The organism is Streptacidiphilus monticola, assembly GCF_042658505.1.
In the GTDB taxonomy this organism is placed as follows: Bacteria; Actinomycetota; Actinomycetes; order Streptomycetales; family Streptomycetaceae; genus Streptacidiphilus; species Streptacidiphilus monticola.
Genome location: NZ_JBHSQJ010000048.1, coordinates 15,648 through 34,083, shown reverse-complemented (window position 1 = coordinate 34,083; position 18,436 = coordinate 15,648). Strand labels below are relative to the sequence as shown.

19 protein-coding genes are annotated in these 18,436 nt (G+C 74.3%); 6 read left to right on the top strand and 13 right to left on the bottom strand.

Annotated features, from left to right (window positions below):
• Positions 1-31 precede the first annotated feature (31 nt).
• Positions 32-367 (bottom strand): YciI family protein, encoded by a 336-nt coding sequence (locus ACFP3V_RS12605; RefSeq protein WP_380583057.1) that lies wholly within the window; start codon positions 365-367, stop codon positions 32-34.
• Between the two features lie 312 nt (positions 368-679).
• Here ACFP3V_RS12605 and ACFP3V_RS12600 point away from each other — a divergent pair, with 312 nt between their 5' ends.
• Positions 680-1,540 carry an Fpg/Nei family DNA glycosylase gene (locus ACFP3V_RS12600; RefSeq protein ID WP_380583056.1) on the top strand — a complete coding sequence of 287 codons (861 nt, stop codon included), beginning with the start codon at positions 680-682 and terminating at the stop codon, positions 1,538-1,540.
• Between the two features lie 25 nt (positions 1,541-1,565).
• Here the strand turns inward: ACFP3V_RS12600 and ACFP3V_RS12595 are convergent, their stop codons facing one another.
• Complete coding sequence (locus tag ACFP3V_RS12595; RefSeq protein WP_380583055.1) at positions 1,566-2,216, bottom strand: response regulator; 651 nt, start codon at positions 2,214-2,216, stop codon at positions 1,566-1,568.
• A complete protein-coding gene (locus tag ACFP3V_RS12590) occupies positions 2,213-3,406 on the bottom strand; it encodes a sensor histidine kinase (RefSeq protein ID WP_380583054.1) in 1,194 nt (397 codons plus the stop codon). The genes ACFP3V_RS12595 and ACFP3V_RS12590 overlap by 4 nt, the downstream gene beginning before the upstream one ends.
• A 135-nt stretch (positions 3,407-3,541) precedes the next feature.
• Here ACFP3V_RS12590 and ACFP3V_RS12585 point away from each other — a divergent pair, with 135 nt between their 5' ends.
• Together ACFP3V_RS12585 and ACFP3V_RS12580 are read left to right on the top strand one after the other, a co-directional pair.
• On the top strand, positions 3,542-4,453 hold the full coding sequence (locus ACFP3V_RS12585) for an ABC transporter ATP-binding protein (RefSeq protein ID WP_380583053.1): 912 nt from the start codon (positions 3,542-3,544) through the stop codon (positions 4,451-4,453).
• On the top strand, positions 4,450-5,289 hold the full coding sequence (locus ACFP3V_RS12580) for an ABC transporter permease (protein WP_380583052.1): 840 nt from the start codon (positions 4,450-4,452) through the stop codon (positions 5,287-5,289). The genes ACFP3V_RS12585 and ACFP3V_RS12580 overlap by 4 nt, the downstream gene beginning before the upstream one ends.
• Here the strand turns inward: ACFP3V_RS12580 and ACFP3V_RS12575 are convergent.
• The 8 genes from ACFP3V_RS12575 to ACFP3V_RS12540 all read right to left on the bottom strand — a co-directional run bounded on the left by ACFP3V_RS12575 (position 5,223) and on the right by ACFP3V_RS12540 (position 13,251).
• Positions 5,223-5,753 (bottom strand): hypothetical protein, encoded by a 531-nt coding sequence (locus tag ACFP3V_RS12575; RefSeq protein ID WP_380583051.1) that lies wholly within the window; start codon positions 5,751-5,753, stop codon positions 5,223-5,225. The genes ACFP3V_RS12580 and ACFP3V_RS12575 overlap by 67 nt on opposite strands.
• Positions 5,754-6,140: 387 nt before the next feature.
• Positions 6,141-6,647: a hypothetical protein gene (locus ACFP3V_RS12570; RefSeq protein ID WP_380583050.1), complete on the bottom strand. Its 507-nt coding sequence runs from the start codon at positions 6,645-6,647 to the stop codon at positions 6,141-6,143.
• Between the two features lie 117 nt (positions 6,648-6,764).
• Complete coding sequence (locus tag ACFP3V_RS12565; protein WP_380583049.1) at positions 6,765-7,400, bottom strand: TVP38/TMEM64 family protein; 636 nt, start codon at positions 7,398-7,400, stop codon at positions 6,765-6,767.
• A gap of 42 nt (positions 7,401-7,442) precedes the next feature.
• On the bottom strand, positions 7,443-9,314 hold the full coding sequence (locus ACFP3V_RS12560; protein WP_380583048.1) for a serine/threonine-protein kinase: 1,872 nt from the start codon (positions 9,312-9,314) through the stop codon (positions 7,443-7,445).
• Between the two features lie 56 nt (positions 9,315-9,370).
• The gene (locus tag ACFP3V_RS12555; RefSeq protein WP_380583047.1) at positions 9,371-10,711 is read right to left on the bottom strand and encodes a glycoside hydrolase family 18 protein; all 1,341 of its coding nucleotides are present in this window, start codon (positions 10,709-10,711) and stop codon (positions 9,371-9,373) included.
• Positions 10,712-11,091: 380 nt separating this feature from the next.
• The gene (locus tag ACFP3V_RS12550) at positions 11,092-11,547 is read right to left on the bottom strand and encodes a VOC family protein (RefSeq protein WP_380583046.1); all 456 of its coding nucleotides are present in this window, start codon (positions 11,545-11,547) and stop codon (positions 11,092-11,094) included.
• A gap of 58 nt (positions 11,548-11,605) precedes the next feature.
• The gene (locus ACFP3V_RS12545; RefSeq protein WP_380583045.1) at positions 11,606-11,944 is read right to left on the bottom strand and encodes a P-II family nitrogen regulator; all 339 of its coding nucleotides are present in this window, start codon (positions 11,942-11,944) and stop codon (positions 11,606-11,608) included.
• The gene (locus tag ACFP3V_RS12540) at positions 11,941-13,251 is read right to left on the bottom strand and encodes an ammonium transporter (protein WP_380583044.1); all 1,311 of its coding nucleotides are present in this window, start codon (positions 13,249-13,251) and stop codon (positions 11,941-11,943) included. The genes ACFP3V_RS12545 and ACFP3V_RS12540 overlap by 4 nt, the downstream gene beginning before the upstream one ends.
• A 162-nt stretch (positions 13,252-13,413) precedes the next feature.
• Between ACFP3V_RS12540 and ACFP3V_RS12535 the strand changes: the two genes are divergently transcribed.
• Both ACFP3V_RS12535 and ACFP3V_RS12530 read left to right on the top strand, forming a co-directional pair.
• Positions 13,414-14,994 carry an MFS transporter gene (locus ACFP3V_RS12535; RefSeq protein WP_380583043.1) on the top strand — a complete coding sequence of 527 codons (1,581 nt, stop codon included), beginning with the start codon at positions 13,414-13,416 and terminating at the stop codon, positions 14,992-14,994.
• A 157-nt stretch (positions 14,995-15,151) separates the two neighbouring features.
• Positions 15,152-16,021: an MBL fold metallo-hydrolase gene (locus ACFP3V_RS12530; RefSeq protein ID WP_380583042.1), complete on the top strand. Its 870-nt coding sequence runs from the start codon at positions 15,152-15,154 to the stop codon at positions 16,019-16,021.
• A gap of 19 nt (positions 16,022-16,040) precedes the next feature.
• Here the strand turns inward: ACFP3V_RS12530 and ACFP3V_RS12525 are convergent, their stop codons facing one another.
• Positions 16,041-17,069: an NADPH:quinone reductase gene (locus ACFP3V_RS12525; protein ID WP_380583041.1), complete on the bottom strand. Its 1,029-nt coding sequence runs from the start codon at positions 17,067-17,069 to the stop codon at positions 16,041-16,043.
• Positions 17,070-17,100: 31 nt separating this feature from the next.
• Here ACFP3V_RS12525 and ACFP3V_RS12520 point away from each other — a divergent pair, with 31 nt between their 5' ends.
• Positions 17,101-17,472, top strand: coding sequence for an arsenate reductase family protein (locus ACFP3V_RS12520; protein WP_380583040.1), 372 nt, complete (start codon positions 17,101-17,103; stop codon positions 17,470-17,472).
• Here ACFP3V_RS12520 and ACFP3V_RS12515 read toward each other — a convergent pair.
• On the bottom strand, positions 17,459-18,409 hold the full coding sequence (locus tag ACFP3V_RS12515) for a S41 family peptidase (RefSeq protein WP_380583039.1): 951 nt from the start codon (positions 18,407-18,409) through the stop codon (positions 17,459-17,461). The genes ACFP3V_RS12520 and ACFP3V_RS12515 overlap by 14 nt on opposite strands.
• Positions 18,410-18,436: the final 27 nt, after the last annotated feature.

Sequence of the window (18,436 nt, the reverse complement as noted above, 5' to 3'; positions counted from 1 at the left end):
CGGCCGCCCGCCCGGGCCGGACTGCCGTGGCTCACTGCTCGAAGTCCGCCAGCGGCCGGATCTCGATGCGCCCGCCGCGGGCCATCGGGTGGGCGCGGGCCACCTCGATCGCCTCGTCCAGATCGGCGCACTCGAGCAGGTCGAAGCCGCAGATCACCTCCTTGGTCTCGGCGAACGGGCCGTCGGTGACCAGGAGCTGACCGTTCCTCACCCGCACGGTCGTGGCCGTGGACTTCGGCGCCAGCACCATGCCCTGCAGCCGACGCCCGGCGGCGTCGTTCTCGTCCACCCACACGTCGATGTCCGGCCCGGGCGCGGGGTCGGTGTCGGGCTCGGTGTCGGTGCAGACGAACATCAGGTACTTCATGGTCCGGGTTTCCTTCCGGTGGTCGGTGGATGGTCACCCTAGTGACGAACGCGCGGGCCGGTACCGGACACCGCGTCCCGCACAGTTTTCGAGACGCACGGTTCCGAGGGCCGACCTCGGCCGGCCGGACCGCCGGATGCCCTCCGGAGCCACGCCGCCGAGAGGGAGTCCCTGATCAGCTGGGCGGGGCCTACGGCCGCCGCCCCGCTGCGCGGCCGGGCCGGCCCGAGCTGGGGCGCACTCCTCGACCACCCGGGCGGTGACGACGCGGCGCGCAGGGCCGCTGTCGGTGCTTCACGGCAGACTGGACCCATGCCCGAGCTGCCCGAGGTCGAGTCCCTGACGCGGTTCCTGGCCGAGCACCTGGTCGGCCAGTCGGTCGAGCGCGTGTTCCCGGTGGCGGTGCACGCGCTCAAGACGTACGACCCGCCGCTGACGGCCCTGCAGGGGCAGGCCTTCGACGGGGCGGCGCGCCACGGCAAGTTCCTCGACCTGCGGTCGGGCGGGCTGCACCTGGTCCTCCATCTGGCCCGGGCGGGCTGGGTCCGGTGGAGCGAGGCCGTCCCGGAGGCCCCGCCGCGCCCCGGCAAGGGCCCGCTCGCCCTGCGGGTCCGGCTGGAGAACGGCGCGGGCTTCGACGTCACCGAGGCCGGCACCCAGAAGCGGCTCGCGATCTACCTGGTCACCGATCCGCAACTGGTGCCTGGCATCGCCCGCCTCGGGCCGGACCCGCTGGCGGCGGACTTCACCGAGGAACGCCTCGCCGCGCTGCTCGCGGACGAGCGGCGCCAGGTGAAGGGCGTGCTGCGGGACCAGAGCGTGCTGGCCGGCATCGGCAACGCCTACTCGGACGAGATCCTGCACGCGGCGCGGATGTCGCCGTACAAGCTCGCCGCCAAGCTCACCTCCGAGGAGACGGCCCAGCTCTACGCCGCCCTGCAGGCCACCCTCGCCGAGGCCGTCGAGCGCGCCCGCGGGCTGCCGCTCAAGGACCTCAAGGCGGAGAAGAAGTCCGGCCTGCGGGTGCACGGCCGCACCGGCGAGCCCTGCCCGGTCTGCGGGGACACCATCCGCGAGGTCTCCTTCCACGACTCCTCGCTCCAGTACTGCCCCACCTGCCAGACCGGCGGCAAGCCGCTGGCCGACCGCCGGCTGTCCCGCCTGCTCAAGTAGCCGTCCCGCGCGCCCGTTGCCGGGATCAGCCGCCCGCCAGGCCCGACTCGTAGGCCAGGATCACCAGTTGGACCCGGTCCCGGGCGTCCAGCTTGGTGAGGAGTCGCGCCACGTGCGCCTTGGCCGTCGCGACGGTGATGTAGAGCTCGGCGGCGATCTCGGCGTTCGTGAGGCCCCGGGCCACCAGCGTCAGCACCTCGCGTTCGCGGTCCGTGACCGGCGCCAACTCCCGCTTCGCGGACGCGGCTTCGGGCCGCGCGGCGAACTCCGCGACCAACCGCCGGGTCACCCCCGGCGCCAGCAGCGCGTCCCCGGCGGCGACGACGCGGATCGCCGCGAGGATGTCGTCCAGGGCCATGTCCTTGACCAGGAAGCCGGAGGCCCCGGCGCGCAGCGCGCCGTAGACGTGCGCGTCCTCGTCGAAGGTGGTCAGCATCAGCACCCGGGGCGGGTCGGCCGCGGCGCGGATCCTCCTCGTCGCCTCGATGCCGTCGGTGCCCGGCATCCGGATGTCCAGCAGCACGACGTCCGCCGCCGCCTCGGCGGCCAGCGCGACCGCCTCGTCGCCGTCGGCCGCCTCGCCGACGACCCGCAGGTCGGCCGTCGCGTCGATGAGCACGCGCAGGCCGGTGCGGATCAGCGGCTGGTCGTCGGCGAGCAGCACCCGCACCGTCATGACGCCTCCCCCAGCGGCAGCCGCGCCGTCACCGCGAACCCGCCCTCGGGGCGGGGTCCGGCGTCCAGTGCGCCGCCCAGCAGTTCGGCCCGCTCCCGCATCCCGGCGACACCGAAGCCGCCGATCCGCGGCGCGCCGCCGCGACCGCGGTCGGTGACCGCGATAACCAGCGCGTCCGCGCCGTAGTCGAGACGGACCGTGCAGCGGTCCGCCCCCGAGTGCCGGACGACATTGGTGACCGACTCCTGGACGATCCGGTAGGCCGCCAACTCCACGTCCGCGCCCAGCAGTCGGGGCCGGCCGCACCGCTCCACCGCCACCGCGACGCCGGCCCCCGCCGTCGCGGCGGCGAAGCGGTCCAGGTCGGCCAGTGTGGGACTCGGGTCCGACGCGGCGGCCTCGGCCGCCGAGCGGCGCAGACCGGCGACGGTCCGGCGCAGCCCCGCCAGCGCCTCCCGGCTGGTGGCCTCGATGGCCTGGAGCGCCCGCCGGGCCTCCTCCGGCTGCTCGTCGAAGACCCGGGCCCCCATGCCGGCCTGGATCGCCACGATGCCGACGCTGTGCGCCACCATGTCGTGCAACTCCCTTGCGATGCGCAGCCGTTCGGCGGTCACCGCGTGCACCTCGCCCTGCGCCCGCAGCGCCTGCCGGTACTCGGCGCGCTGCCGTGCCGAGCGGCCCAGCACCCAGGCCAGCCAGGCCGCCAGCCCGACGGCGACGACGGCGGCCACCTCGACCGGGGACCGGCGGACGAACATCTGGAAGAGGACGTACCACAGCAGGCTCGCCGAGGCCGCCCAGGCCGCGCCGAGCGAGGCGCGCCGGGACCGGGTGACCGCCATGAGCCCGAGGCAGAGACCGGCACCGAGGTACACGACGAACAGCGCCAGGGCCGAGCCGCTCCCCGCCGCGGTGGCCCAGGCCGCCACCAGCAGCAGGCAGAAGGACGTCAACTGCCGCCTGGCGCACGCGAGGGCCGCGCAGCCGACCAGGGCGGCGAGCAGGAACAGCGGCAGGGCGAGCCCGTCGGTGTGCCGGGAGGGCGGCCCGGTCACGGTCACCTCGTACAGGGCGCTGCCGAACGGCAGCGCGATCCCGAGGCAGCCGGCCACGGTCCGCCGGATCCGCAGCTCCAGCCGCCCCGTGTCGCCGGCGCGCCACTGCGCCGCTCCCGTCCCCGTCGCTTCCACCCGGCGATCATAGGCAGCACCCCACCCCACCAGGCATCGGCCCGCAGGCGTACGCCTCGGGACCACCCTGGGGCGCCGAGGCGGTGGCCCGCCGCGCGATGCCCGGGAGCCCTCGCGACGGGCACCGTGGACGCCATGATCGAAGTCCACGAGCTGACGAAGCGTTACGGCCGCACCACCGCCGTCGACCGACTGAGTTTCACCGTCCGCCCCGGGCGGGTGACCGGCTTCCTCGGGCCCAACGGGGCCGGGAAGAGCACGACTCTGCGCATGCTGCTCGGTCTCGACCGGCCGACCGGCGGTCGCGCGACCGTCGACGGCCACGACGTGGGCCGCCTCCCCCGCGCCCTGCGGCATGTCGGCGCACTGCTGGACGCGGGGGATGTGCACGGCGGCCGCACTGCCCGCGCCCACCTGACCGCGCTGGCACAGAGCAACGCCCTCGCTCCCGCCCGGGTCCGCGAGGTGCTGGCGGAGGTGGGTCTGGAGGCCGTCGCCGACCGCCGCGTCGGCGGCTTCTCACTCGGCATGCGGCAGCGGCTCGGCATCGCGGGCGCCCTGCTCGGCGACCCGCCGGTGCTGGTCTTCGACGAACCGGTCAACGGGCTGGACCCGGAGGGCGTGCACTGGGTGCGCGGCCTGTTCCGGCGGCTCGCGGCCGAAGGGCGGACCGTCTTCGTCTCCTCCCACCTGATGAGCGAGATGCAGCAGACGGCGGACGACCTGGTGGTCATCGGCCGGGGCCGGCTCGTCGCCGCCGAAAGCCTGGAGAGCTTCGCCGCCCGTAGTGCCCCGTCCGCCGTCCTGGTGGAGGCGCCGGACGTCGAGACCCTCGCCCCCCTGCTGGCCGCGTCCGGCGCCACCGCCGCGCCGCAGGGCGAACGGCGGCTGCTGGTGACCGGTCTGCCCGCCGCCCGGATCGGCGAGCTGGCCGCCGGCCACGGCCTGGTGCTGCATCAACTCGCCACCAGGGAAGCGTCCTTGGAAGACGCCTTCATGGAACTGACCGCCGACCGCGTCGAGTACCTGGCAGGAGACCCCCGATGACCGCACTCGCCCTCGCCCCCGCCCGCGAACCCCGGCCCCGGTTCCGGCACCTGCTCGCGGCCGAGTGGACCAAGCTGCGGTCCCTTCGCTCGACCAGGTGGACGCTGCTGCTGGCCGCACTGGTGGTGCTCGCCCTGGCCTTCGACTCCGCGCTCGCCGACTACCGCAACTGGCCGCGTTACGGCGCGGACGTCCGTGCCGAGTTCCTGCCGGCCTGGGCCCTGAACGACGCCTTCGGCACCGAGGCCGCCTTCGTGCTCATGCTCACCTGCGGTTGCGTCGGCGCGCTCGCCGTCACCGGCGAGTTCGCGTCCGGCCTGCTGCGTACGTCGGTCGCCGCCGTGCCGGACCGCCGGGCGCTGATGGCCGCCAAGGCGACCGTGCTCGCCGCGGCGCTCGCCGGCTACGGCCTGCTGCTCGCCGTCCTCGCCTGCTGGCTCAGCCAGGCGGTCCTGTCCGGGCGGCACACCGGCCTGTCCCTCGGCGACCCGGTCGCGCTCCGGGCCACCCTCGCCGCCGCCCTGCTCGCCCCGATCAGCGGCCTGGCCGGGCTGGGCCTCGGCGCCGTGGCCCGGCACACCGCTGCCGCGATCGTCGCCGTCGTGGTCGTGCTGCTGCTGGTGCCGGCCTTCCTGCGGGACGACCACTACTGGCCCGCGCTGGTGGACCACGCGACGCTGCTGTTCTCCTGGGGCCGCATCTCCGGCTCCGGCAGGCAGCACGGACCGGGCGCGCCCTATCCGACGACGATGGCGGGGGCCTGGATCGCCTACGCCGTCTGGTCCTCGCTCGCCGCGCTCACCGCGGTGTCCAGCCTGAACCGGCGCGACCTCTGACGCAGTACCAGGAGCGCCCCGCCGACCGCCGCGGCGAGGGCGGCGGCGATGCCCGCCGACGTCGAGACGGCTCCCCCGCCCGCGGCGGGGACCGACCGGGCCGACACCGCGAGCCGGTCGAGATCGGTGGCGCAGACGCCGGGCATCCGGTCCCCGACCGGGAAGGCGCAGGCCGTGACCACGAGCCTGCTCTGCTGGGCGTCACTGCTGGCGGACCGCCCGACCACGGCCTCGACGTGGAACCGCCTGCTGGTGCGGCCGGGCAGGTCCACCGTCCAACTGACGACGTCGCCGTGGGCGCTGCCGCCCTGACCCGCCGTCAGGCCGCCTGCGGGGCCTGGCACGCGCTGCTCCAGGCGCAGGCCCCGCAGCGGAACGCTGCCCTCGTTCCGTACGGTGACGACGTAGCCGAGCCGGGCGTCCGTGCGTGCCGTCCCCTGACCGTCCGTCACACTGATCGACACGGCCGGAGCGGGCGGCGGGACGGGCGCGGAGAACATCCCCCCATGCCAGCACCGGCCCCGTTCCCGGTCGGCCCACCACACCGCCCGCTCACCCCATCGGACCAGCACGCGCGGGCGGGTTCTCCCGGGTGCTGCGTCGCGGCCCGGTTCTACGCCGCGGCCGGAGCGGGGGCCTCCGACTCCCTCGGGGTGCCTTCGGACGGTCAGGTGCAGTCGCCCTGGTCCGCCTCCGCGGCCAGGACCGGGAACGGACATGAGGGGGACGGACTTCCCGGTTCGAGCCCCCTGTGCCTGAGGCGCGGTCGGAACCCACGCGAACGCCGCGAATCAGCCCCCGTAAAGGGACACCGCCCGCCCGGGTCCGGCCCAGGCCCGAACGGCTGGCTGCTACCTGGCGTCCACGCTGAGGTCCCGCGCGCCACCGGAGTCGGCGGACAGCCGGAACACGCGCTCCCCGAGCACCAGCACGGACGAGGACGCGTGCGCCGCCCAGCGCCCGACCATCCAGTGGTGCACCGGATCGAGCGCGTCCGAGGGCACACAGGCGTCCAGGAAGTCCAGCGCTTCCGCCCCTGCCGAGCCGCCCGCCGCCGTGGCCCGGCAGGTGACCCCGGTCAGCATGCCGAGCGGCGAGCCCTCGCCCCGCTCCGCCACCTCCACCGCGAGCCCGCGACCGGTCCCCTGGCCCCGCCTGCCCAGGGCCTCGTGACGGAACGTCAGCTGCCAGCCCGACGCGGCGAGCCGTCCTTCGAAGGCCCGCGCCGACACTCCCGGCACGGCCTGCACCCCCGCGGTTCCGGCTTCCTGCGGCTCTTCCGGACCGGCACCGCCTCCCGACGCCGCACCGACCACGGCGACCACCGCCAGGACCACCAACCCGCCGACGACTCTCACCCTCGCGAGGCTAGGCGGGCAGCCACCCCGGCACCGGGCTCCCGGACGCGCTTCCCTCCATCGGGGGACCCCCGACCTTCCCGGTCGGCTCGCGCGGAGCGCGTCGACCGGCCGGCCTCAGGCCGGTCGGGCCCGCAGCCGGCGGAGCAGCAGGACCGCCGCGACCAGCACGGCGGCGACGGCGAGCAGCGCCAGGTTCCAGGGCCCGGGACGGGTCAGCGCCGCTCCGGCCGCCGTGCCGACGGCCAGGGCCGGGACGACGCCCAGCGCGGTCCCAGCCAGGAAGTGGCGCTGCCGGATGCCGCTCAGCGCCGCCCCGAACGTGATCGCCTGGAAGGGCACGAAGGGGACGGCCCGCAGCACCAGCACCGTGCGGAACGGACGGTGCGTCAACTGGGCGTCCATCCGCTCCCAGTGGCGGCCCCAGCGGTTGCGCTCGAGCAGCGGACGCAGGCCTTCCCGTCCCAGGGACCGGGCGACGGCGAAGGCCAGCGCCGACCCGGCGACGGTCCCGGCGACCGACAGGAGCAGGCCGGGGAGGAAGCCGAACAGCGCGCCGCCCACCGCCGCCATCAGCGGCTTCGGCAGGAAGGTGGCCGCGCCCACCGCCACCGCGCCCGCGAACACCGGGGGCGCCCACGGGCCCAGCGCGTGCAGCTGGGCCGCGGTGAACCAGTGCTGCGGCTGCGCCACCAGGCAGGCCGCCAGGGCGACCGCGAGCAGCAGGCCGAGCAGGAGGACGCGGGGTGGCATGGCGTCAGGATATCCAGCCCCACGGCACCGGCCGGTGCCGGATCAGACCCGGCTCCAGTGCTGGGAGGCAGAGCCCGAGCAAGAGGCGGTGGTGACACCGCCGCCGAAGGCGAGGTCGAGGCAGTTGCCGTCGTAGTGGTCGGCCATGCTGCCGTTGGAACCGGAGTACCAGGACTGCAGCCCGCTGGAGCCGCAGCTGCCGACCGTCGAGTTGTTGTTGAACATGCCGGCCTGCAGGCACAGCGAGTCGGTCTTCTTGCTGACGACCTGGTAGCCGCCCCCGGCGGCGGAGCGGGTGAACCACTGCGAGGCGGAAGCCGAGCACGAGTCCCAGGTGAGGCCGTTGTTGAAGGCGTCCACGGCCAGGCACTCGCCGTTGCTCGCGTTCTTCAGTGCGAAGGATCCCGCCGAGGCGGGCGCGGTGGTGCGCACGGTGGTGGGTGATGCGGCCCTGGTGGTGGTCGACCCCCCTCCCGCCGGGGCGGTGCTCCTCGTGGTGGTCGAACCGCCTCCGTTCCCGCCGCCGGAGCCGGCCAAGCCGCCTGCGCTGCCGGAACCACCGGAGTTGCCCGAACCGGCGCCCTGGCCGCCACCCGCTCCCCCCGGCGCCGGGGTCGCCCCGGGCGGCACGGAGGAGGTGCCTGCCGACGCCGAGCCCGAGGGGCCGGCGGAAGAGGACACCGCCCCTGACGCCGTCGCCGACCCCGACGCCGTGGGCCCGGCCCCCGCCACCCCGGTCACCGGTGCCGAGGCACCGCCCTTGGGCGTCTCGGCCTGAGGGGCCGTCAGCGTCGGGAGCACCGTCACTGCCAGCGTGGCACCCGTCACCACGACCAGCGGGACCACCGCCAGCACCAGCCGGTTGCGTCCCCGCCGCTCCGTCGGCCGGACCACGGCCGTGCTGCGCTCCGACGCCGGAACCGGTCCCGGCCCGGCCGCCGACCCCGGCTCGGGCTCCGGCTCAGCGGGAAGCTCGGGTACGGCGCGGTCCGCGAAGGCCGCCCGCTCGGCCAGCCGGTCCATGACGGCCGCGGGCCAGCCGGGCGCGTCCAACGTCCCCTTGCTCGCCGCGAGTCGAACCAGACGCGCGGCCGTGGGCCGCCCGTGCGGGTTCTTGTCCAGGCAGGCCGCGACCGTCTCGGCCAGGTCGCGGTCGACGGCGCGCAAGGCTTCCAGGTCGGGCTCGGCGTGCACGATGCGGTAGAGCAGGTCGACCCCGGAGCCCTCGCCGAACGGCGGGGTGCCGGTCGCGGCGTAGGCGATCAGCGAGCCGAGCGCGAAGACGTCGGTCGCCCCGGTCAACCCCTTGGAGGCGGTGGCCTGTTCGGGTGACATGTAGGCGGGCGTGCCGACCATCATGCCGGTGCGGGTCAGCCGGCTCTGGTCGGCGGCGCGGGCGACGCCGAAGTCGATCAGGGTGACGCCCTCCCTGGTGAGCATCACGTTGGAGGGCTTGAGGTCCCGGTGCACCATGTCCAGGGCATGGACGGCCCGCAGCCCGGCCGCGGCCTCCCGCAGCAGCAGCCACAATTCCGGTGCGGTGAACGGCCCGCCGTGCAGGGCGAGGGCGTCGCTCAGGGTGAGACCGGGGATGTAGGCGGTCGCGAACCACGGTGGCCGCGCGTCGCGGTCGCTGGCCAGCAGCTCCGCGGACACCTCGGCCGGCAGCCGGGACAGGTTGTCCAGCTCGTGGCCGAAGTGCCGCAGGAAGTTCTCGTCCTCGGCGAAGTGCGGCAGCACCTGCTTGACCGCCGCATAGCGCTCGCCGGCGACACCGAGGTAGACCCGGCCCATGCCGCCCGAGCCGAGTCGGCCCACCAGCGGGATGTCCCCGATCCGGCGCGGGTCCCCGGGCTCCAGCGGTTCGGCCCCGCTGCCGGCCAGTTCGAACGACGTTCCCCCGTTGTTCTCCACGACCGTCAGCGTACCCCGGTTCGATCACGGACCGAACCGGGGCAACGACCGTGCGGTTAGCGTCCGTTGAGCGCCGTGCCGAGAGCGGCGGTCAGCTGCCCGTCGGCGGTGTCGCCGTCCATGGACCAGACGAAGGTGCCGCGCAGCCCGGCCGCGTTGATGAACGCGCCCTTGACCGCGACCGACCGGGTGTCGTCGTAGCTGTAGAAGGTGCCGGTGGCGGCGTCGTACTTGTACGGCGCCTGGGCGAAGGGATCCCAGTAGGTCTTGCCCGGCGCGTTGACCACGGCGTTGTAATTGGGCGTGTCCCCGCCCGCGGTGGCTGCCTGGAACAGGCCGTCGCCCCGCGGCCCGGGGGCGACTCCGGTCCAGGTGTGCGCGTAGTACGGGATGGCGATGCCGATCTGCGAGGACTTCACGCCCTGCTGCTCGTAGTACTGCACGGCCTGCGCGACGCTGAACCGGTTGTTCGCCGGGTTCGGGTCGCGCGGGTCCTGGAACAGCGCCGAGGCGTGGTCCGTCGGTCCGGTCGGCTCCCAACTGCCGTGGTAGTCGAAGGTCATGACGTTGAACCAGTCCACGACCCGGGCCAGCTTGCGCAGTTCCAGGTTGGCGGCGACAGTCGGGTTGGCGGAGGTGTTCGCGGTCAGTACGTAGTGCTTGCGTCGGGCCCCGTCGCCCGCCGTGCCCGCGGCGGCGTCCAGCTGGGAGCGGAACTCCTGCATCAGCGCGGTGAAGTCGGGGGTGTCCTGCGGGCCGTAGGGGTTGTCGTTGCCCGGGGCGCCCGGGTACTCCCAGTCGACGGAGATGCCGTCGAAGATCCCGGCCGCCGCACCGGCGGGGAGGCCGGGGATGTCGCCCTTGATGTACTGGTCCACGCAGGAGGCCACGAACTTCTGCCGGCCTTCGGCGGTCAGGGCCAGCTGGGAGAAGTTCTTGGACCAGGACCAGCCGCCGATCGACATGACGATCTTGAGGTGGGGGTTGGCGGCCTTGAGTTCGCGCAGCTGGTTGAAGTTGCCGTGCAGGGCGGTCGCGTCGTAGCTCTCGCCCTGCCCGTCGACCGCCTCGTCGGCGGCGAAGGGCCGCTGGTAGTCGGCCCACGGGTCGCCGCTGGAGCAGGTGCCGTCGGCCGCGATGTCGCTGAAGGCGTAGTCGAGTTCGGTGAGGTGGTTGATCTCGCCGGAGGTGACCAGCTTCTTCTCGAAGAAGCCCGAGTAGATGCCCCACTGGGTGAAGTAGCCGATCAGCTCCTTCTGGTGGGCTGCCCCGGCGGCCGCGGCGGGCGCGGCGTGGGCCGCCCCGGCTCCTGTGGCCGTCAGCGCCACGGCGGCCGCGGTCGCCGCGAGCAGGCGCCCGACCCGGCGTCCGGGAGCGGAAGTTGACGTGCTGAGCATGGGCCCTCCTCGGGGCTGAGCGCGCGTCAGGAGATGGTGTAGACCAAGTGAGCGATAGGTATAGTCCAATCAGCCAGGCAGCGGCAAGGGGCGCGGCGGCCGGCCATTCGCCAGGGCCTGTCCGGCGGATCTTTCCGGATCAGCCCGCGCCGTTCCCCCAGCCTTCGGGCGGGAGGTGCCCCAGGTGCGGCCCGATCCAAGGCGGCCGAGCGCCCTCGAACTCGGGCGTTTCGCCAAGGCAGGGTGGGGGGCGCCTCCCGGCCTGAGGCCGGGGGAGGCCGTGCCTGGGACCACCTCCCGCCCGAAGGTTGGGGCAACGGCGCGGGCCCGGGACGGTCCGCGGCCAGGCCCCAGCCCGCCGCGCGGAGGACTTGCCGCGGCTACACCACGCAGAACTCGTTGCCCTCCGGGTCCTGAAGTACCACGGCGTAGTGGTCCATGCCCGGCTCGTCCAGGACCCGCAGCACGGTGGCGCCCGCCGCGGTCAGCCGCTCGACCTTGGCGGTCACCCGCCGCGCCCGGACCGCCCGCGGGACGTCACGGCCGCCGCCCACCTTCAGGTCGAGGTGCAGCCGGTTCTTGGCCGCCTTCGGCTCGGGGACCTGCTGGAACCAGATCCGGGGCCCCTGCCCCGCCGGATCGACGACCGACTCCGGCCGCTCCCCCGCGCCGGGGGGCAGCTCCTCCTCGGGCACGCCCATGGCCGCCCAGTACTCCCGCCAGGTGGCGTGCCCGCCCGGCGGCGGCTCCGGGACGTACCCGAGGGCCTCGGCCCAGAAGGCCGCCAGCCCCTGCGGGTCGGCGCAGTCGATCACCAGCTGCAGCTCCATCTCCATGCCCGCAGCTTGGCAGGCGGATCCGACGAGGTGTCAGAACCGCACGTCCGGCCGGGGCTTAGACGGCGTCGGGGCCGCGCTCGCCGGTGCGGACGCGGACGACGGTGTCGAGCTGGACGGCCCAGACCTTGCCGTCACCGATGGAGCCGGTGCGGGCCGCGGTCGTGATCGCGTCGATGACCTGCTCCGCGTCGAGGTCCGCGACCAGGACCTCCAGCCGCACCTTCGGGACCAGGTCGACCCGGTACTCCGCCCCTCGGTACACCTCGGTGTGGCCGCGCTGGCGGCCGAACCCGCTCGCCTCCGTCACCGTCAGGCCGTGCACTCCGATGCCGTTCAGGGCCTCCTTGACCGCCTCCAGCCGGAACGGCTTGATCACAGCGGTGACGAGCATCATGAGCGGGAGACCTCGGCCTTGTGGGAAGTGGCGGCGCCGACCCCGTGGACGGCGCCCGCGTGGACGACGCCGTGATCATAGGCGGTCTCCGCGTGCAGGGCGAGGTCCAGTCCGGAGAGCTCGTGCTCGGCGGGGGCCCGGAAGCCCATCAGCCGGTCGATCACCTTGGCGATCACCCAGGTCAACCCGAAGGACCAGGCCGCCGTCGCCAGCACCGCCACCGCCTGACGCCCGATCAGGCCGAGACCGCCGCCGTGCAGCAGTCCGTGCGGGCCGCCGGTCATCACGGCGGTCGCGAAGACCCCGATCAGCACCGTGCCGATGACGCCGGCCACCAGGTGCACGCCCACCACGTCGAGCGAGTCGTCGTAGCCCAGACGGAACTTCCAGCTCACGGCGTAGGAGCAGACCGCGCCCGCGGCCAGTCCGATAACCAGCGCCCCCAGCAGGTCCACCGAACCGCAGGAGGGCGTGATCGCCACCATCCCGGCCACCGCCCCCGACGCCGCGCCGAGCGTGGTGGCGTGGCCGTCCCGGCGCTTCTCCGCGATCAGCCAGCCCAGCATGCCGGTGCACGCCGCCGCCTGGGTGTTGAGCAGCGCGGCCGCGGCGAGCCCGTTGGCGCCGAGCGCCGAACCCGCGTTGAAGCCGAACCAGCCGAACCACAGCAGGCCCGCGCCCAGCAGCACCAGCGGCAGGTTGTGCGGCCGCATCGGGTCCTTGCGGAAGCCGAGCCGGGGGCCGAGCACCAGGGCCAGCGCCAGCCCCGAGGCCCCCGAGTTCACCTCGACGACGGTGCCGCCCGCGAAGTCCAGCGCGCCCAGGTGCGCGGTGAACCAGCCGCCCGGGCCGAAGGCCCAGTGTGCGACGGGGGCGTAGACGAGCAGCGTCCACACCGGGACGAAGGCCACCCAGGCCGCGAAACTGGTGCGGTCCGCGACCGCGCCGGAGATCAGCGCCGCCGTGACGATCGCGAAGGTCAGCTGGAACGTGGCGAACAGCAGCGTGGGCACGTGCCCCGTCAGCGTGGCCGGCGAAATGCCGTGCATCCCCAGGTACTTGAGGCTGCCGATGAGGCCGAGGCCGCCGGCGTCCGGAGCGAACGCGAGACTGTAACCTGCCGGCAACCAGACCACGGTCACCAGGGCGATCGAGACGAAGCTCATCATCAGCATGTTGAGCACGCTCTTGGTGCGCACCATGCCGCCGTAGAAGAAGGCCAGGCCGGGGGTCATCAGCAGGACCAGCGCGGTCGCCGCCAGCAGCCACGCGGTGTCCCCGCCGCTCAGTCCGTTCGCTCCGCTCATGACGGGAGATGCTGGCGGTCCGGCGTTTCCATCGTGTTTCCCCGGCGTTGCCGAAAGCTCACCAAACCGCTGCGCCCGGTTGCACCCCGACGGTCGGTAATGGGCTTGACACCGGTGAGAGGCTGACAGGTGCGGGGGCACGAGTGACCTGGGAGGGGACCGGTGGGCGACGGAGAAGGGTCTCGGAGCAGCAAGCCGGAGCTGACGCCCGATCGGGGCGGCGGTCCGCTCGGGCCCCCTCCCCCGCCGGGGCGCCGGCTGGTCGTCGCCGCGCTGATGCTGTCCATGGCGCTCGTCGCCATGGACAGCGCCTGCGTCTCGACCGCCGTACCGCAGATCGTCTCCGACCTCGGCGGCTTCTCCTGGTTCTCCTGGCTCTTCTCCGGCTACCTGCTCGCGGTCACGGTGACCCTGCCGATCTACGGCAAGCTGGCCGACGTGCGCGGCCGGAAGCCGGTGCTGCTGGTGGGCTCGGCGGTCTTCCTGCTCGGCTCGCTGCTGTGCGCGGCGGCCTGGAACATGCCGTCGCTGATCGTCTTCCGGCTGCTCCAGGGCCTGGGCGGCGGCGCGATCCAGGGCACGGTGCAGACCATCGCCGCCGACCTCTACCCGCTGCGGGAGCGGGCGCGGATCCAGGCGGCGATGTCCACCGTCTGGGCCGTCTCCGCGGTGGCCGGACCGGCCGTCGGCGGACTGCTCGCCGGTTACGCGGACTGGCGGTGGATCTTCCTGGTCAACCTGCCCCTGGGACTGGCCGCGATGCTCCTGCTCCGCCGCCACCTGGTGGAGCCCGCGGAGCACCTGGCCGGGCGCGCGGCCATCGACTGGGCGGGCGCGGCCGGGGTCTTCGTCACCACCGGCCTGCTGCTCTTCGCCCTGGTCCAAGGCGGCACGGCGTGGGCGTGGACCTCCCCGCAGAGCCTGACGCTCTTTCTCCTCGCGGCGGCGGCAGGCGGGTTGACCGCCCTGGTCGAACGCCGCGCGGCCGAGCCCGTCATCCCGGGCTGGGTCTGGCGCAGACCCGTCATCGCGGGCGTGAACCTGGCCCTGGGCTGCCTGGGCGTGCTGATGATCGCCCCGATGGTCTTCCTCCCCACCTACGCCCAGTCGGTGCTGGGGCTGTCCCCGGTGCTGGCGGGTTTCGTCCTGTCCGCCTGGACGGTGAGCTGGCCGCTGTCGGCGGCCCTGTCCAGCAGGATCTACCTGCGCATCGGCTTCCGGGACACCGCCCTGCTCGGCGCCTGCGGCGCGGTGCTGGGGCTGCTGGCCTTCACCGTGCTCCCCTTCCGCGGCGCGGCCTGGCAGCCGACGCTGGTGATGCTGGCCATCGGCGGCTGCCTGGGACTGTTCCAACTGCCCCTGATCGTCGGGGTGCAGAGCAGCGTGGGCTGGGGCGAGCGGGGCACGGCGACGGCCTCGGTGCTGTTCTGCCGCCAGGTGGGCCAGAGCCTTGGCGGGGTGGCCTTCGCGGTGGTCGCCAACAGCACGCTCACCGCGTGGCTGCGGGACGCCCCCGCCTCCCTGCGAGGTCGGCTCCCCGCCACGCTGGACGCGGCCTCCCGGGCGCTGCTGCCCTCCGGGCACGGCCTCACGCCCCGCTCCCGCGACTACCTCCAGCACGCGGTCTCCGCCGCGGTCACCCACGTGTACCTCGGCGCCGCGGGCGCGGCTGTCGCCGCGGTCCTCGCCCTGGCCCTGGTGACCCCGCGTCAGTTCCCCGTGACGACGGAGGGGACCCCGTAGGGGCGCGAGGATCCCCCCACCCTTCGGCCGGGAGGTGCCCCCACCGCGACCAGCCCACCACCCACGGAGGTTCGACCCGCACACGGGGCTGGACCTCCGTGAGTGGTGGGCTGGTCGCGCAGTTCCCCGCGCCCCTGCGGGGGCTAGGCTCGGGGGCGTGATCAGCTCTGAGTGGATCGAGGCGGCCGACCGGGTGTTCTACCGGCGGTACGAACCCTTCGACGTGAACGTCGTGGCCGTGCTCGGCGAGAGCGGCCTCGCGCTGGTGGACACCCGGGCCGGGCTCGGGGAGGCGCGGGAGGTGCGCGAGCACCTGCGGGGGCTCACGTCCCTTCCGGTCCGCTGGGTCGTCAACACCCACGTGCACTTCGACCACGTCTGGGGGAACGCCGAGTTCGTCGCGCCGCGCCAGCAGCCGCCTGCCGCACTGTGGGCGCACGAGGCCACGGCGGCAGCCATGCGGCACGCCGCCACCGATCCCGGGGCCGCCGAGTTCAAGGCGAGGCTCGCCGCGCAGAGCCCCGAGTGGGCCGCCAGCATGGCCGAGTTGGAGGAGGTGATCCCGGACCACCTGGTCACCGGGGACCTGACGCAGCGTCTGGACCTGGGCGGGGGCCGGGTCCTGGAGCTGCGGCGGCTGGGGCGTGGGCACACCGACGGCGATCTGCTGATCCGTGTGCCGGACGCGAACACCGTGCTCACCGGTGATCTCGTCGAGCAGTCCGGGCCGCCCGCCTTCGGCCCGGACTCGTTCCCGCTCGACTGGCCCGACACGCTCGACGCGCTGCTCGACTGGACCGCGCCGGGAACCGTCTACGTCCCCGGCCACGGGACCGCCGTGGACCGCCGCTTCGTCACCGACCAGCGCGACGCCGTGCACCACGTCGCCGAGGCCTTCCGCACCGCCCACGCCGACGGGGCCACCCCGGCGGAGACCCTGGCCAGCTCCCGACTCCCCTTCAGCGCGAAGGAGTTGGAGCACGCCGCCGCCCGCGCCTGGGCGCAGCTGGACGGCAGGATCCACTGAGCACGGCCCCGCAGCTGCGTCAGTCCGCCACGCGGATCAGCACCTTCCCCACCGCTCCGCCGGAGACCGCGTCGTGCGCGGCGGCGGCCTCGGCGAGGGGGTAGGTGTGCCAGGGCAGGCCGGCCTCCTCGCCGCCGCGATAGGCGCCGTCGGCCAGGGCGTCGGTGAGGGCGGCCACCGCGTCGTCCTTGGCCTGCTCCGGCATGGTGTAGACGAGGACCCCGAGCCAGCGCAGGTTGCGGGCCATCGACTCGCGGACCGGGACCGTGAGTTCGGCCCCGGCATCGTCGGCGTAGAAGGCCACGGTGCCGCCGTTGGCGAGCACCGCGAGGTCGAGTGCGGTGTTGGCGGCGACGGCCACCTCGACGACGAGGTCCACCCCGTCCGGCGCCAGGGCGCGGACCGTGACCGCGGCGTCCTGCGCCTTGTAGTCGACGACGTGGTGGGCTCCCGCCGCCTCGGCCAGCCGCCGCTTCTCGTCGCTGCTGACCGTGGCGATCACCGTGGCGCCGGCCCAATGGGCTAGCTGGATCGCGGCGTTGCCCACCGCTCCGGCCCCGCCCGCGACCAGCACGGTGCGTCCGGCCAGCGCGCCCGGGGCCAGCCGGGACGGGCCGTGCTGACCCAGCGTCAGGGCGCGGTGCGCGGTCATGCCGGGGATGCCCAGGCTCGCGCCCAGCTCGAAGGAGGCCGAGTCGGGCAGCGGCACCGCCTGCCGCACGGGGAGGACGACGTACTGCTGCGCCGTCCCGTCCAGCCGCTGCCAGGCGGCCTCCCACAGCCACACCCGCCGGCCGACCAGGCCCGGGTCCACGCCGGGGCCGACCGCGTCGACGACGCCGGAGCCGTCCTGGTTGGGCACCTTGGGGGCGCCCGGGTCGGCACCGGTCCGCGACTTCCAGTCGGTGGGGTTGACCCCGGAGAGGCGGACGGCGACCCGGACCTCGCCCGGGCCGGGTTCGGCGACCGGCCGGGTGGTCAGCTCCAGCACCTCCGAGCCGCCCGGCTTCGCGTAGACGACGGCCTGCTGCATGTTCTCTGTGCTCATGGGCCCATCCTGCCCCCTCTAACCTGGGGGCATGGAGATCTGGATCAACCCGCGTTGCAGCAAGTGCCGTGTCGCCGTCTCGGCGCTGGACGAGGCCGGCGCCGAGTACACCGTCCGCCGCTACCTGGAGGAGCCGCCGACCTCCGCCGAGTTGGAGGACGTGCTGGCCCGGCTGGGCCTCGAGCCCTGGGACATCACCCGCACCGACGAGGAGGCCGCCCGGGAGCTGGGGATGAAGGACCGTCAGGCCTGGCCCCGGGACGCGGAGAACCGGGGCCGGTGGATCGCCGCGCTGGCCGAGAACCCCGTCCTGATCCAGCGCCCGATCATCACCGCGGACGACGGCCACGCCGTGGTGGCCCGCTCGCCGGAGGCCCTGGACGAGGTGCTCAGGACGAGCTGAGCGCGGTCAGCCGCTCCCGGGCCAGTTCCACCGCCCGGTCCAGGGCCTCGGCCGCCGGGACCGGGACGTCCGGCTGGACGCCGGTGCCCTCCCAGTTGGTCCCGGACACCGGGTTGACGGCGCGGCCCGTGGAAACGGACACCTCCAGGTTCGGGTGCACGGTGTACCCCTCGCGGGGGTGGGCGCCGCCCCCGCTGGGCTCGCCGACGATCACGGCGCGGCCGAGCTGCTGCAGGTCGTAGGCGCACTCCTCGGCGGCGGAGAAGGTCCCCGGGCCGGTGAGGACGTACAGCGGCTTGCTGCCGCCGAAGCGCGGGCCCGGAACGTACGGCAGGCTCCAGGACTCGGCGGTCAGGGTCCGGCCGCCCTCCCGCCAGTGCATCGTGTTGAGGTGGGTGCGCTCGTCCAGCAGGTAGCTGCAGACGAAGGCGACGGTGTCCGGGTCGCCGCCGCGGTTCCCGCGCAGGTCCAGTACGAGCGCCTCGGCCCGGGAGGCCAGGGCGAGCGCGGGGCCGAAGGTCTCGGCCGCCCAGTCCACCGGGAAGAAGGCGGGGCCCAACTCCAGGACTGCGACGCCGCCTTCGAGCAGTTCCAGGCGGGGCACGCCGCCGAGCGAGGCGTCGAAGCGCCGTCGCATCAGCGCCAGGGTGGCCGCGCCCTCGCCCTCGGGCACCGGCGTCTCGTGGTGGATCAGCCGCAGATGCCGGTCCCCGTTGACGGACTGCAGGTCGGCGGTGACGCGTTCCGCCAACTCCGCCGGCTCCTGGGTCCGGTAGGCCCCGGCGGCGAGCCGCTCCCGCAGCAGCACGGCCAGTTCGGCCGCGACGTCGGGGAAGACGTAGCGGTCGAGCAGCAACCGGACCGACTCCTCCACGATCGCGGCGGGGTCGAGCGGTTCGGTCCGCGGAAGCTCTCGGTCGGGCATGGTCGTCGTCATGCGGCGAGTAGAGCACCGCCCTTGCGA

What these genes read in the sequence shown, in the direction of transcription:
- ACFP3V_RS12545 (WP_380583045.1), bottom strand. Translation starts at nt 11,944, where the DNA reads ATGATGCTCGTCACCGCTGTGATCAAGCCGTTCCGGCTGGAGGCGGTC.
- ACFP3V_RS12525 (WP_380583041.1), bottom strand. Translation starts at nt 17,069, where the DNA reads ATGAGCACAGAGAACATGCAGCAGGCCGTCGTCTACGCGAAGCCGGGC.
- ACFP3V_RS12515 (WP_380583039.1), bottom strand. Translation starts at nt 18,409, where the DNA reads ATGACGACGACCATGCCCGACCGAGAGCTTCCGCGGACCGAACCGCTC.
- ACFP3V_RS12520 (WP_380583040.1), top strand. Translation starts at nt 17,101, where the DNA reads ATGGAGATCTGGATCAACCCGCGTTGCAGCAAGTGCCGTGTCGCCGTC.
- ACFP3V_RS12555 (WP_380583047.1), bottom strand. Translation starts at nt 10,711, where the DNA reads ATGCTCAGCACGTCAACTTCCGCTCCCGGACGCCGGGTCGGGCGCCTG.
- ACFP3V_RS12605 (WP_380583057.1), bottom strand. Translation starts at nt 367, where the DNA reads ATGAAGTACCTGATGTTCGTCTGCACCGACACCGAGCCCGACACCGAC.
- ACFP3V_RS12580 (WP_380583052.1), top strand. Translation starts at nt 4,450, where the DNA reads ATGACCGCACTCGCCCTCGCCCCCGCCCGCGAACCCCGGCCCCGGTTC.
- ACFP3V_RS12600 (WP_380583056.1), top strand. Translation starts at nt 680, where the DNA reads ATGCCCGAGCTGCCCGAGGTCGAGTCCCTGACGCGGTTCCTGGCCGAG.
- ACFP3V_RS12550 (WP_380583046.1), bottom strand. Translation starts at nt 11,547, where the DNA reads ATGGAGATGGAGCTGCAGCTGGTGATCGACTGCGCCGACCCGCAGGGG.
- ACFP3V_RS12565 (WP_380583049.1), bottom strand. Translation starts at nt 7,400, where the DNA reads ATGCCACCCCGCGTCCTCCTGCTCGGCCTGCTGCTCGCGGTCGCCCTG.
- ACFP3V_RS12585 (WP_380583053.1), top strand. Translation starts at nt 3,542, where the DNA reads ATGATCGAAGTCCACGAGCTGACGAAGCGTTACGGCCGCACCACCGCC.
- ACFP3V_RS12540 (WP_380583044.1), bottom strand. Translation starts at nt 13,251, where the DNA reads ATGAGCGGAGCGAACGGACTGAGCGGCGGGGACACCGCGTGGCTGCTG.
- ACFP3V_RS12595 (WP_380583055.1), bottom strand. Translation starts at nt 2,216, where the DNA reads ATGACGGTGCGGGTGCTGCTCGCCGACGACCAGCCGCTGATCCGCACC.